The sequence below is a fragment of the Cloacibacillus sp. genome (assembly GCF_020860125.1).
GTDB lineage: Bacteria > Synergistota > Synergistia > Synergistales > Synergistaceae > Cloacibacillus.
The window spans coordinates 45,296-59,694 of sequence record NZ_JAJBUX010000015.1 but is presented as its reverse complement, the minus strand read 5'-3'; the positions used below and the strand labels follow the sequence as shown (position 1 = coordinate 59,694).

General features: G+C 55.3%; 7 protein-coding genes. All 7 read right to left on the bottom strand.

The annotated features are described in order from the left end of the window. Positions 1–87 precede the first annotated feature (87 nt). Positions 88–2,154, bottom strand: coding sequence for an elongation factor G (gene fusA / locus LIO98_RS01945; RefSeq protein WP_291952811.1), 2,067 nt, complete (start codon positions 2,152–2,154; stop codon positions 88–90). A gap of 43 nt (positions 2,155–2,197) precedes the next feature. Continuing rightward, entirely contained in the window at positions 2,198–2,668 is a 471-nt protein-coding gene (rpsG, locus tag LIO98_RS01940) for a 30S ribosomal protein S7 (RefSeq protein WP_066743723.1), read from the bottom strand. A gap of 22 nt (positions 2,669–2,690) precedes the next feature. Beyond that, positions 2,691–3,062: a 30S ribosomal protein S12 gene (rpsL, locus tag LIO98_RS01935; RefSeq protein ID WP_291952806.1), complete on the bottom strand. Its 372-nt coding sequence runs from the start codon at positions 3,060–3,062 to the stop codon at positions 2,691–2,693. A 33-nt stretch (positions 3,063–3,095) separates the two neighbouring features. Then, positions 3,096–3,344 (bottom strand): ribosomal L7Ae/L30e/S12e/Gadd45 family protein, encoded by a 249-nt coding sequence (locus LIO98_RS01930; protein WP_291952804.1) that lies wholly within the window; start codon positions 3,342–3,344, stop codon positions 3,096–3,098. 196 nt (positions 3,345–3,540) lie between these two features. Next, the gene (gene rpoC, locus LIO98_RS01925) at positions 3,541–8,550 is read right to left on the bottom strand and encodes a DNA-directed RNA polymerase subunit beta' (protein ID WP_291952802.1); all 5,010 of its coding nucleotides are present in this window, start codon (positions 8,548–8,550) and stop codon (positions 3,541–3,543) included. Beyond that, positions 8,550–12,233 (bottom strand): DNA-directed RNA polymerase subunit beta, encoded by a 3,684-nt coding sequence (gene rpoB / locus LIO98_RS01920; RefSeq protein WP_291952800.1) that lies wholly within the window; start codon positions 12,231–12,233, stop codon positions 8,550–8,552. Before rpoB ends, rpoC begins: the two co-directional genes overlap by 1 nt. A gap of 315 nt (positions 12,234–12,548) precedes the next feature. After that, positions 12,549–14,138: a lectin like domain-containing protein gene (locus LIO98_RS01915; protein WP_291952798.1), complete on the bottom strand. Its 1,590-nt coding sequence runs from the start codon at positions 14,136–14,138 to the stop codon at positions 12,549–12,551. Positions 14,139–14,399 lie beyond the last annotated feature (261 nt).

Genomic DNA, 14,399 nt, shown 5'->3' with positions numbered 1-14,399 from the left:
CGATCGTACCTATGTTGAGATGCGGTTTGTTACGTACGTATTTCTCTTTTGCCATTTTAACCTAACCTCCTTGAGGTAATTCCTTAATTAATTCTTAAGCAGCTCTTCGGCCACATTGCGGGGAACTTCCTCGTAGTGGTCAAAGCTCATTGTGTATGAGGCGCGGCCTGATGTTTTGCTTCTAAGGTCTGTAGCGTATCCAAACATCTCCGCGAGCGGCACGAACGCCTTGACTATGCGCGCGTTGGCACGCACTCCCATCTCGGCTACGCGTCCGCGGCGCGATGAAAGATCTCCGATGACATCTCCCATGTACTCTTCGGGCACGACGACTTCCACGTTCATGACGGGTTCCATGAGCACCGGATCAGCCTTTTTAAGAGCCTCTTTGATCGCCATAGAACCGGCGATACGGAAGGCCATTTCAGAGCTGTCGACCTCATGGTAGCTGCCGTCGACGATGGCGACCTTTATTCCAATGACAGGATATCCGCCAAGTACGCCGTTGTTGAGCGCCTCTTCAACACCCTTTTGGGCCGCGGGGATGTATTCCTTCGGAACGACGCCTCCGACGATCTTGTCGACCCACTCGAAGCCCTTGCCGTCTTCCAACGGCTCGACTTCAAGGACGACGTCGCCGTACTGTCCCTTACCGCCTGACTGCCTGACAAACTTGCCCTGAGCCCTCGCCGGTTTGCGAATAGCTTCGCGGTAGGCGACCTGCGGACGTCCGACCTTGACCTCGACGTTGAACTCTCTGCGCAGACGGTCGACGATTATCTCCAAATGGAGCTCGCCCATACCGCTGATAAGGGTCTGGCCGGTGTCTTCGTTTACGGAGACGCGGAAGGTTGGATCTTCCTCTGAGAGCGCCTCAAGTCCCTTGGCGAGTTTTATCTGGTCCGCCTTGCTCATCGGTTCAACGGAGAGCGAGATGACCGGCTCGGGGAAGATGAGGTTTTCAAGGAGCACAGGATGTTTTTCGTCACAGAGCGTATCGCCCGTCCGTACCTGCTTGAGGCCCGGGATAGCGACGATGAGCCCAGCCTGGGCGCTGTCCATCTCCTCACGCTTGTTGGCGTGCATACGAAGGATGCGTCCCACGCGCTCGCGGCGGCGGGTATTTGTATTGTATATCGACGTTCCGCTCTCAATGGAGCCGGAATAGACGCGGCAGAATGCGAGCCTGCCGACAAAGGGGTCGACCATTATCTTGAAGGCGAGAGCCGCGAACGGCTCGTCGGCAGCAGCTTTGACCTCAATCTCCTTCGACGTATCGTCGGGATCGACCGCTACGATATGCGGCATGTCCAGAGGGCTGGGCAGATAGGCCACAACCGCGTCAAGCAGAGGCTGCACGCCTTTGTTCTTAAATGCCGAGCCACACATTACCGGTACGATATCAAGGCTGATAGTAGCCTTACGAATGACTCTCTTCACCATTTCAAGGGGGATATCGCCGCCCTCAAGATAGAGCTCCATCATCTCGTCATCGTAATCGGCAAGCATTTCAAGCATTTCCATTCTCGCGAGGGCAGCCTCTTCCTCAAGCTGAGGGGGGATATCCGCGCTGTGGAACTCCGTCCCCAAGGTATCATCATAAATGACCGCCTTTTCATGAACGAGATCCACCATGCCGGTAAAGCCGTCTTCGACACCGATAGGAATCTGAATGGGAACCGCTTTTGCCCCCAGACGCTTGCGCATCTGGTCGACGACCGCGAAGAAATCTGCGCCTACCCTGTCCATTTTGTTGACGAATGCTATCCTCGGCACACCGTATTTGTCGGCCTGACGCCAAACTGTTTCTGACTGTGGCTCAACGCCGCCGACAGCACAGAATACGGAGACAGCACCGTCAAGGACACGCATGGAACGCTCAACCTCAACGGTAAAGTCCACGTGTCCGGGTGTATCAATTATATTGATAAGGCAATCGCCCCAGAAACAGGTAGTAGCCGCCGATGTGATAGTAATACCACGCTCGCGCTCCTGCTCCATCCAGTCCATTGTGGCGGCACCTTCATGGGTCTCCCCAAGTTTGTGCTTACGGCCTGTATAGAAGAGGATACGTTCCGTCGTCGTCGTCTTACCTGCATCTATATGCGCAGCTATTCCTATATTGCGCACTGTACTTAAGTCGATGCCCTGCATCGTCAACACCACCAGACTAAATCAAAATTTGTAATATTTTCCACTACCAACGGTAATGGGCAAATGCACGGTTGGCTTCCGCCATACGGTGCGTATCCTCACGCTTCTTAACCGAACCGCCCTCGCCCTTGCAGGCATCCCCAAGTTCGCGCGCGAGGCGCTCTACCATCGGGATTCCCTTGCGTGAGCGTGAGAAGTTGATTATCCAGCGAATTGCCAGCGCCTGCGCCCTGTCAGGTTTCACTTCAACGGGAACCTGATAGGTCGCGCCGCCGACGCGGCGGGGACGAACTTCGACCAGAGGACGAACATTCGTCATAGCCTTCTCAAACACCTCGGCAGGCTCTATATTGAGTCTGCTTCCGGCCAGATCCAGTGCTCCGTAAAAAATTCTCTCCGCCGTACTCTTCTTGCCGTCGAGCATCAGGCAGTTGATGAATTTCGTAATCGCGGGGCTCGCGTAGACTGAATCGGGCGGTGTAATACGTTTTTTTACATGACCTTTACGCGGCATAAAAACTACCTCCCATTAAAAGTTATTTCGGTCTGCGAGCGCCGTAGAGCGAACGGCTCTGGCGGCGGTTTTCAACACCACCGCAGTCAAGCGTACCTCTAACTATGTGGTAACGTACACCAGGCAGGTCCTTTACACGGCCTCCGCGAACAAGCACTACTGAGTGTTCCTGAAGGTTATGTCCGACTCCCGGTATATAAGCTGTAACTTCAATTCCGTTGGTAAGGCGCACACGGGCGACCTTACGAAGAGCAGAGTTAGGCTTCTTAGGAGTTACTGTGTAAACGCGGGTGCATACACCGCGGCGCTGCGGATTCTCCTGAAGAGCAGGCGCGCTTGAGCGACATCTCTTTTCTTCTCTGCCGTTACGAATAAGCTGGCTGATTGTTGGCAAATAGCTCCCTCCTTCCCTTAGTAATAGTTATTTCTACTTTTTAAGAATCGCCGCGACCGCCGTCTTTCGCGTCAGGGCGCAAGCTCTTCCTAGTTGTTGTGAATCCTCCGCCATCTCGACGGGGACATTCCGCTCTTTCGAGGCGGCCCTTACCTTCGACGCCAGCTTCTCATCAGCGTCATCCGCAAGAAAAACTTTTAGCGCCTCGCCTCTGTCTATCTTACGCAGAACACTGTTCAATCCCGCGCATCTCGACGAGGAGGCCAATTCATTTAAGGGCACACGAACACCTCCTGTGCATAGTCGCATCGACATATAATAACAGCGGAGTGCGCACGTGTCAATAAACACTGCGCCTTCCGCCGCTAATTTGCCTAAAATATTTTCCAAAGAAAAAATATTTCAGGAGTCACTTTTATTTTTAACTAACAAATCTCCGCGCTTATTCCGATGCCTGTCTCTATCGTCGGCGCGGCGTCTACTCCTTAAAGGAAGCCTCCATGAACTCAAGCTCTGAAGGAATATCCTGCTCTTCCCTTATCTCCACTTTGCGATGGCGCTTGATACCGGTTCCCGCCGGAATGAGGAGCCCGATGATAACGTTCTCCTTGAGTCCGACGAGGCTGTCGACATCCCCCCTCACCGCAGCTGCGGCAAGTACCTGCGCCGTCTGCTGGAAGGAGGCCGCGGATAGGAAGCTGTCCGTCGCAAGGGCCGCCTTCGTGACGCCGTGTACCACCGGACGCCACTGCGGCTCTTCGCGGAGCCGGCGGACGAACGATACTCTCTGGAGCAGCTTCTTGTATTCGGAGGCGGCGGCCTTTGAACGCAGCGTTATGCTGCCTGCCGCCGATGCCGCGATCTTATCGAGCACGGAGCTCGTGATCTCCTGCGCCGCCTCTACGACTACGCTGCCGTCCTCATCGGTGACGGGCTCGAGCAGTATCTTGCCGAGAGCCCTCTCCGTGAGCAGGAGCTTTACGATACGTTCCTTGGTAATGATCATATCGTCGCATTCCACTCCGGAGATCGCACCCTCGACGAAGCCGCGAACGACGGAGCCGTCGATCACGTGCGGGATGTCCTCTATCACTTCGCCGTCGGCGTTGATCGCCTGGGTGATCGCCTTGCCAAAGAAGTGTTCGATGAGCACGTGATGCATCGCGTCCGTAAGGTTGATGATCTCGGGAGCCTTCCATAGCTTTATCTGGCGGATATTATGGCTCTTAAGGAGGGCGATGGCCTCATCGTCAAGCAGTGAATCTACTTTAATGATGACCTTGCCGCCGTCTTCGACATCCGAAGCGAACCACGACTTCTCTTTATTTCCCTCCAAAAGGTTCATGTCCCTGATGAGGATCGGCTTAGGCTGACAGCCAACGATCGCCGCAAGCTCGGCGGAGGTGAGTCTGGTGCCGGCCGAGACAAGCGTCTCTTCAGTTTCCGGAGAAACAAAGTCTTCAATGATCTCAAGCCCCTCCATCGAACGTCTGAAGTTCGCGTCGCCGATGATGACACGCACGGGGCCCTCTTCGTCCTCGATGATTATCTCCGTAGCCAGGCTGCCGGGCTGCAGGAGCTCCGAGAGCCCCTCCCTAGTAAAGACGGCCTCTCTGCCCTCGCCCTCGACGGCGGTCTCTCCGGGGACATCAACGAATTTATAGTCCTTAAGGAAGTTGTAGGACTCGTTAAGCGAGTTGTCGTTCTCTTCCTTGATATCGTCTACCGCCTTTTCAAGGTCTTCCTTCCAGACAAGCTCTCCTGACACGAAGGCACTGTCACCCTCCTTCACGACGCGCACACGGTTGACTGGCGCGACCTTGCGAAGGATGGTCTCGATGTGTTTGTCGTTGATGGAGACACCCTGCGAACGATAGACCTCCTGGATGCCGTCAAGCAGATAGTGCTGCACCGCCTCAAGCCCTTCGACCTCAAGCAGCTGCTGCGGGTCAATGTATCCCTCCGTGAGCAGCATGCCCTTGGTGATCTGGCATCCCTCCTCTACTCCTGAGAGCAAGTTCTGTGAGGCGGGGATGTTGTATGAGATACGTTCTTCGGTGCCGTCCTCGGCCTGTTTAGCGATGATAAGCTTGCGCTTGCCGTCCATTTCACGGATCTCCACGAGCGTGCCGGTGTCTTCGGCGAGGATGGCGACCTTCTTCGGGCGGCGAACCTCAAAGAGCTGCTCGATTCTCGGCAGACCCTGCGTGATGTCCTCTCCCGTGAACTGGCGGACACCTCCCGTATGGAAGGTACGCATCGTAAGCTGGGTTCCAGGCTCGCCTATGGACTGCGCCGCAACGACGCCGACGGATTCACCGATGGCGACCTTCTTGCGCGTTGCCAGGTCGCGGCCATAGCAGGCGCGGCAGATGCCGTGGCGAAGTCCGCAGGTGAGCGGGCTGCGTACCCATACTGACGTTATGCCGAGCGATTCTATATATTTCGCCTTCTCAACGCTGATCTCTTCGTTTCTTTCCAGCAAAAGCTCTCCGGTCTCGGGATGTTTGACGTCGGCGACGCTGATACGGCCAGCGAGGCGCTCTGACATGGAGATAGTCGCCTTACCGTCCTGCTGAAGCAGCGGACGAATCTCAACGCCGCTGTGTGTGCCGCAGTCCTCGTCCATGACGATCAGGTCCTGGGCGACGTCAACGAGACGGCGCGTCAGATAACCGGATTTAGCGGTACGAAGAGCGGTGTCGGCGAGACCTTTTCGCGCTCCGTGCGTGGAAATGAAGTATTCCAGCGTATTGAGCCCCTCTTTAAAGTTAGCGACGATCGGGTAACGGATGATGCGACCTGAGGGGTCGGCCATCAGTCCGCGAATACCGGCCATCTGCGCGACCTGTCCGCGTGAGCCTCGGGCTCCCGAATCGACCATGATACGCAGCGGGTTCGTCATCTGCATGCTGTCCATGATCTTGTCGGCGATGCGGCGTCCGGCGTCCGACCAGAGGATATCTTTCTGACGCATGTATTCATCCTCGGTGAGGATACCCATTTCGTACTGGCTGGTAAGGTCCTCTTCCTGAACGAGCGTTACGTCAAGTATCTCTTTTTTCTCTTTCGGAACGATGACGTCGCCGACTCCAAGGCTGATGCCGCTGACCGTCGACCAGCGGTAACCGAGCGTCTTTATCGCGTCTAGCATCTCGACCATGCCGGTCTGTCCGACCTTGTCGTATGCCTCGTCAAGAAGCTTGCCCATTTCCTTCTTATTTATAGTCTCGTTCTTATAGCGGAAGCCGGGGTGCAGCGCGCAGTTGAAGAGCACGCGTCCAGGCGAGGTCTCTATCCACTTTCCATCGATCGTCTCGCACTCCCACGCGGGGTCTTTCATGAGGCGGATCTTGGAATTGATGTGAACTATGCCGTGATCGAGGGCGGAAAGGACGTCTTCCGTATCACGGAAGTACATATCCTCGCCCTTGAGCCCCTCTCTGAGGGTCGTCAGGTAGTAGACGCCAAGGATTATATCCTGGGTCGGAGTAACTACCGGCTTGCCGCTCGCAGGCGAGAACAGGTTGTTCGAGGAGAGCATGAGCACCCGGGCCTCGGTCTGCGCCTCCAGCGAAAGCGGTACGTGAACGGCCATCTGGTCTCCGTCGAAGTCAGCGTTGAAGGCCGTGCAGACGAGCGGATGGAGGCATATCGCCTTACCCTCGATCAGCACCGGCTCAAAAGCCTGTATGCCAAGACGGTGCAGCGTCGGGGCGCGGTTCAGCATTACGGGATGGTCCTTGATGATACCTTCAAGGATACCCCACACCTCGTCGCGGCCGCGCTCTATAAAGCGGCGGGCGCTCTTGACGTTCGGCGCGAGGCCGCTCTCGACAAGCTTATGCATGACAAAGGGCTTGAAGAGCTCAAGCGCCATCTGCTTCGGAAGTCCGCACTGGTATATCTTGAGGTGCGGCCCGATGACGATGACGGAACGTCCCGAATAGTCGACACGCTTTCCGAGAAGGTTCTGACGGAAGCGTCCCTTCTTCCCGCGCAGAAGGTCCGTAAGGCTCTTGAGCGGGCGGTTGCCGGCACCGAGGACCGCCTTGCCGCGGCGCCCGTTGTCGATAAGGGCGTCAACGGACTCCTGAAGCATCCTCTTTTCATTGCGCACGATGATCTCCGGCGCTTTAAGCTCCTGGAGTTTGCGCAGGCGGTTATTGCGGTTTATGACCCTGCGGTAGAGGTCGTTGAGGTCCGATGTCGCGAAACGTCCGCCGTCAAGCTGGACCATCGGGCGAAGGTCCGGCGGGATGACGGGAAGGACGGAGAGTACCATCCACTCGGGACGTGAATCGCTCTTCCGGAAATCCTCCGCGACCTGCAGGCGTTTGATGAGCTTGCGCTTTTTCTGGCCAGAGCACTCGGCGATCTCCTCGCGAAGCTGGTCGACAAGCGTGTCTATATTTATCTGGCAGAGCAGCGTATAGACGCCCTCCGCGCCGATTCCGGCCTGGAAGCCCTTATCGTAGGCGGCGCAGATGACCTCTTCGCGCTCCAGTACGATGTCGCCGCGCACGAAGGGAGATTCTCCGCCTTCGATGACGATGTAGCAGGGATCTTCTATGGTCTCCGTCTCCTCCGCAGTCTGGAAACGCTTCGGATATTTCTGTGAATAGAGACGGTACTCGCTCTCAGAGATGACGTCGTTCTTCGCGAAGGGCATACGGACAACGGCGGTGACGATATAGGCCTCCTGATTGTTGAGCACGGCGCGCTCGGCCTTGAGCTCCGGTTCGCGCGCAAGCATCACCTTTTTCTTGGTATCGGAGACCATCTCAACGCTGTTTTCAGCGTCGTCAGACTTATATACGCGGAAGGCAGGCTCGACCTTAAACAGGTCGTCGCCGTAATCGCTGCGGAAACGGCTAACCTGAGCCGCCGTAACAATATCTCCCTCATCCACGGGGACCTCTTCCACCTTCGTAATGCGGAACGCCTCTTCGGCCTTGAACTTAGGATCGTAGAAACGGTGGATACGCTCCTCCGAGGCCGACATCAGCGAGCCACGGCGCGCAAGATCTATCCTGCGCCCCTCGTTGACCACCTTGTAGACCTTCTCGCGGCGGCGTGTCGGGGCGAAGTAAACGACCTTTTCAAGTTCCTTCGTCGAGGCTCCCAGCAGAAGGCTAAGGCGGCTCGGGATTCCGCGCAGATACCAGATGTGGACGACAGGCGCGGCAAGCTCTATATGCCCCATCTTCTCACGACGCACACGGTTGTCGGTAACCTCAACGCCGCAGCGTTCGCAGACGACTCCCCGGAACTTCGGGCCGCTGCGCTTATACTTTCCGCAGGCACACTCATAGCTCCTGATGGGGCCAAAGATACGCTCGCAGAAAAGACCGTCCTTTTCCGGGCGGAGAGATCTGTAGTTTATCGTCTCCGGCTTTTTGACCTCTCCGCTGGAGAGCTCGCGGACTCTCTCGGGAGAGGAAAGTTTCATTCTTACTCCGGCGATCTCATGACTCACATTTGCCATTAATCTTCATCCCCCTGCTCACCGGTCTGTGGATCACTTTCAAATAAATCGTCGCTCAGGATGGCGGCGTCACGCTCTTCGTCGGTCTCGTGCAGCTCAAGCCCGCTGTATTCCACCGCGCTCTCGTTAAAGAGGTCGTTGGAACCGGCGGCCTTCGCCGGCACCGCAACGTCTTGGTTGAAGACGGCGTCAAGGTCATCCACCGTCGCGTCAGGTTTGAACGAGACGTGACGCGGGCCTCTCTCGTCATCGTCGTCATTCAGGACCAGCTCGCCGAAGCTGCCGTCCGCGTACATGATCTCCACATCAAGCGCCAGTCCCTGAAGCTCTTTGATAAGGACACGGAATGATTCCGGCACGCCCGGCTTCGCAAGATTCTCGCCCTTCACTATACGTTCATAGGTCTTAAGGCGTCCGCGGATATCGTCGGACTTCACCGTCAGCATCTCCTGCAGCATATGCGCCGCGCCGTATCCTTCGAGGGCCCAGACTTCCATCTCTCCGAAACGCTGGCCTCCGAACTGCGTCTTTCCGCCGAGCGGCTGCTGCGTGATGAGGCTGTACGGCCCTATCGAACGCGCGTGGATCTTGTCGTCGACAAGGTGTATCAGCTTAAGCATGTACATGACGCCGACCATTACCTGGTTCGCCATCGGCTCTCCGGTGCGGCCGTCATAAATCGTTATCTTGCAGTCGTCGCGCATCTCGGGATACTTGTTCTGCTGTATCCACTTGACGTCGGGGGCGATATCCTCAGCCGTCGCCGACTCGAAGACAGGCGTTACCACCTTATAGCCCTTCTGCATCGCGACAAAGCCGAGCATCGTCTCAAGAACCTGTCCCAGGTTCATACGGCTGGGGACGCCCAGCGGGTTCAGCACGACGTCGACCGGGGTGCCGTCCGAGAGATAGGGCATATCCTCTTCCGCCATGATGCGGGAGACGACGCCCTTGTTTCCGTGGCGTCCGGCCATCTTGTCGCCCTCGGTTATCTTACGGAACTGGGCGACGTATACCTTCACCACTTCGTTGACTCCGGGGCTGAGGTCCTCGCTGTTCTTTTCGCGGCTCAGACGTTTGATCTCGACGACCTTTCCGCCTTCGCCGTGGGGAACGCGCAGAGAGGTGTCGCGCACCTCGCGGGCCTTTTCGCCGAATATCGCGCGAAGCAGCTTCTCTTCCGGAGACTGGTCCGACTCGCCCTTCGGCGTGACTTTGCCGACAAGGATGTCACCAGCCTTGACCTCCGCGCCGATGCGGACGATGCCGTCGTCCTCGTCAAGATTTTTAAGAGCGTCCTCACCGACATTCGGGATGTCGCGGGAAATTTCTTCGGGGCCAAGCTTCGTATCGCGCGACTCGACCTCGTATTCCTCTATATGTATCGATGTGTAGAAATCTTCTTTTACCAGCTTCTGAGAAAGCAGGATAGCGTCTTCGAAGTTGTAGCCCTCCCAGGAGACGAAGGCGACCACCACGTTGCGTCCCAGAGCCAGCTCTCCCTGATCGCAGGCCTGACCGTCCCCGATTATCTCATTAGCGTCCACGTGCTGCCCAGTATAGACAAGGGGGCGCTGGTGAATGACCGTTCCCTGGTTCGAACGGCGGAACTTCGGCATATGGTACTCGTCCTGGCCGCCGTCGTCGGTCCTGATGACGATCAGGTCGGCGTCGACGTAGGTGACGGTGCCAGCCCTGCGGGATACTACGCAGGAGCCGGAGTCCTTAGCGATGCGGTGCTCGATCCCCGTTCCGACGATCGGTGAATCCGGAAATACGAGGGGGACCGCCTGACGCTGCATGTTGGAGCCCATCAGCGCGCGGTTCGCGTCGTCATGCTCAAGGAAGGGGATAAGAGCCGTCGAGATGGAGACTATCTGCTTCGGCGAAATGTCGAGGTAGTCAAGCTCCTTCGGGTCTATCTCTATCGTGTTGTCGTGGTGACGTACGTAGATGCCGCCGGTCAGCGACGGGAGGACGTTGCCCTCGTCATCCATCGGCAGGTCGGCGCGTCCGACATAGTATTCGTCCTCATCGTCGGCGGAGAGGTAGACGATCTCCTCCGTAACCTTGCCGTCCACGACTTTGCGGCGCGGACAGACCAGGAAGCCGTATTCGTTGATACGGGCAAAGGTCGCCAACGAAGTGACAAGTCCGATGTTCGGACCTTCCGGCGTCTCGATCGGACACACGCGTCCATAGTGCGTATGGTGGACGTCGCGGGCCTCGAATCCCGCGCGTTCACGAGAGAGGCCGCCGGGGCCGAGGGCGGAGAGACGGCGTCTGTGCGTCAGCTCCGCAAGCGGGTTCGTCTGGTCCATAAACTGGGAAAGCTGTCCGGAGCCGAAGAACTCACGCAGCGCCGCCGATATCGGACGCACGTTGATGAGATCCTTCGCCATCGCCGTGGCGAGGTCCGGCATCGTCGTCATACGCTCGCGCGCGATACGCTCCATACGCAGCAGTCCGATACGGACCTGGTTCTGGAGCAGTTCGCCGACGGCGCGCACGCGGCGGTTGCCGAGATGGTCGATGTCGTCCATGTGCTCGCTGCCGTCGCGCAGGCGGATAAGTCCCTTGATTATCGCCACTATGTCGGTGACCGTAAGCAGCCTTTCCGTATTCGGAATATCCAGCTGCAGACGGCGGTTTATCTTGTAACGTCCTACACGTCCGAGGTTATATCTTCTGGGATCGAAGAATATGCTCATAATATACTCGCGCGCGTTTTCCATACGGGCAGGCTCGTTGGGGCGCAGCTTGCGGAAGAGCTCCAACATTGCCGCGTCGGGAGTGTCGGTATTGTCGCGCTCGATCGTCACGGCGAGGGCGGGATCGATGTCCCAGACCCACACCTTGGTGCGTCCGTGGTTCCAGAGGACCTCCATATGTTCCTTAGTGAGACGGGTGTTCTTGCGGATCTCCACCGTCCCCGAACCGTCGTTCGAGAGGATGTCCTCTGCGAGGAGCATTCCGCGCACGTCGTCGTCAACGAGGTCCTTCTCCACCTCTTTGCCGTCAAAGAGAGAGATTATTTCATCCGTGCTTTGGATGCCGAAGGCTCTCAGCATCATGGTGACGGGAATTTTCTTACGATTGTCGATCTTAACGGAGAGCACGTCCCCAGGGGCGAGGTCATACTCGATCCACGCTCCGCGGTCGGGGATCAGCTTCGCCACAAAGGTCTCCTGCCCCGGAATACCGAGGTCAGCGCTGTAATAGACGCCGGCCGAACGGGCCAGCTGGTTTACGACGACACGCTCCGTGCCGTTGATGATGAAGGTTCCTCTCTCCGTCATCGCGGGAAAGTCACCGAGATAAATTTCTTCTTCCTTGATTTCGCCGGTCTTTTTGTTTATCAGACGAATCGTCGCACGCAGCGGTCTCGACCATGTAAGGTCCCGGCTGCGAGCCTCATCCAGACTGATAGGAACAGGATCGACATAATATCTTACGAATTCCAGTGCAAAAGAGCCGTCATAACTCTCGATGGGGAAAATTTCATCGAAAAGCTCCTGCAACCCCTGTGATGCACGCATATCAGGCTCCCTGTCGGCCTGAAAGAACCACTGGTATGAGTTACGCTGTACCTCAACCAGATCTGGCAGTGCTATCAAATTTTTCTCTTTACCAAAAACTACACGCCGCTCAAATGCTTTACCCGAAGTCTGTTTAACCTGCATGGGAGCATCCTCCCCGTTCGAGAATATGATGAGAATGTACAATCGTACAAATGGAAATTATAACAAAAAAGCGACAACTGTCAATAGACAGACGTCGCCTGTTTTTACTATTTTGTTATATTAAGTTGAAGCGCGGTTTCCCGACAGCCGTTATTATGAATCACCTACAGGTGTTTTGTCAAGCGGCAGAGCAACTTTTACCGTCTGCGCGCTTTTACCGGCACCGTTTTATCAAATATGTGCGCAAAAATATCAATACAAAAATGAATGACGGAGGAATTTCTCTCCGCCATTCATCTGTAATATTATGAGAAATTAACTTCTCTTTTTAAGAATTATAGGAACCAGCGCCAAAAGCGCCAATGCCGCGAAACCTGCGCTGCATCCGCCTCCAGATGAAGCGACCGGAGTCGCGGCGGCGGTGGCGAACGCTTTGACACAGACATTCGCTTTTGCTTTTGCCGCACTTACCATTGTATCCTCAAAATTTTTCCCGTCAAACGACACCCAGCTCTGCCCCTGTTCGGCCGTGGCGTTATCCGAATAACCCGGCAGCAGGCATTCAACCGGAATCAAATTATCGGTAAGGCTGGACGAGGTTTTTACTACGACCGAAAATTTCTCCCCTTTTACGACTTTCACCGGCGCGTCAAGTTCCACGGTGTTATAGCCAGGCGCCTTAAGCGTGACCGCCGCCGTCTTCGCCAGTTTGCCGCTTACCGGCGAACCGTCGCAGCCGGTATATATTTTTATCTCGCATGGCTGATCCGGCGCAGTTGTGTAAAAAGCTACCGAATTTACGGCCTCGTACGCTCCGGCGGTAAAGATATTAGCAAAATAGACTTCATTTTTCCCCTCTTGACCGAAAAAGGCCACCAACCCAAGGGGATCATATTGGTATATCTTTTCATCATCAGGCGCTGATACAGTATCATAGGCCACACCGTCACAGAGCGTCCCCTCTTCGTAGGATACGTAGAAATAGCCCTCGTCTCCCCAACGAGCACCCCAGCTGTTGCGCACAAGCCAGGCGCCATTTTCTTTCGGGCGGTTACCCTCTTTAAAATTATTACTTGGGTACTCGTCGTCCCAGCCAACGATAGTTACCGCATGGTTCGTCTGGTAATGGTAATTCCCTGAATAGTATGCGAATTTTTCATTATTAACGGCGTCATTATCCCAATAAATCCCTACCGACACCGCCCCGTACGCCATTATTGTCTCTTTAACCAACTGTATTCTTTTTGCCACTATCTGGACTTCTTCTCTATTAGCGCTCAAGTTGCCAAGGTAGAGAGCATTCTTAAGTTTCCATTCCCTCTCCATCACGTTAGGAGCATAAACATCTTCCGATCTGACTGGCGTCTCCACCTTCAAACCGCTCACAGAACTGGTGCCGCGCGAGAGAAGCGCAGCAGCTTTCCAGTCATTGCCGCCGGTGTCATAATATGCTTTACCAGATGAATTTGTGAATCCCGGTTTGAGCGAGGATTCATCATTATAGACGAAATATGTCAGATACCATTCGGAAAGGTCGATATCGGACGAGGAAACCAGCCTTTTACCGATAAGATTGGATTCCGTCGCCGCCATAGCCGTGTATGTCCAACAGTTGCTAAAAGGATTCTGATTACGCACCGGCGGCATCGACGTCCGAAGGTCATAACTGGCCGGGAGTGTGGCCGATGCGCTCTTTCTGCCCATGGAATCAGGCACGACGCTATAAACAACGCCCTTCAGATGGCTCCAGTTTACGGGAGAGGGAACGTAGCCATAATTCGGTTTTTGGGTTGCTGAGAGCGCTTTAGTATTTGCCGCGGTTTCACGGGCCTCGCGCCATTTTACAAAATCCGGGTTCAGAGGCGCGGCTTTGAGGGCCGCCGCAGCCGGAGCAACGTATATCATAACGGTAACAAATATTAATATCACAAAAACGACAGATTTTCTTTGGAAAAATTTACTCATAATGCTGCCCCCTTTTTTCGACTAAAAAGCATAACAGTAAACTTGCGCGTTATTTTCCGCTTACAAACAGTGACAGTTTTAGAGAACGCCCCCATTTCCTGTAGCAAAACAACTAATACGTACCATTCATATGCATTTCAGTCTTTTGCCCAATTTTGTATGTAAGAATATCATTTGAGCAATGGACGAATAGTATAATAT

Coding starts and splice junctions, on each gene's coding strand:
- rpoB (WP_291952800.1), bottom strand. CDS start 12,233: ATGCAGGTTAAACAGACTTCGGGTAAAGCATTTGAGCGGCGTGTAGTT.
- rpsG (WP_066743723.1), bottom strand. CDS start 2,668: ATGCCGCGTAAAGGTCATGTAAAAAAACGTATTACACCGCCCGATTCA.
- rpoC (WP_291952802.1), bottom strand. CDS start 8,550: ATGGCAAATGTGAGTCATGAGATCGCCGGAGTAAGAATGAAACTTTCC.
- LIO98_RS01915 (WP_291952798.1), bottom strand. CDS start 14,138: ATGATATACGTTGCTCCGGCTGCGGCGGCCCTCAAAGCCGCGCCTCTG.
- fusA (WP_291952811.1), bottom strand. CDS start 2,154: ATGCAGGGCATCGACTTAAGTACAGTGCGCAATATAGGAATAGCTGCG.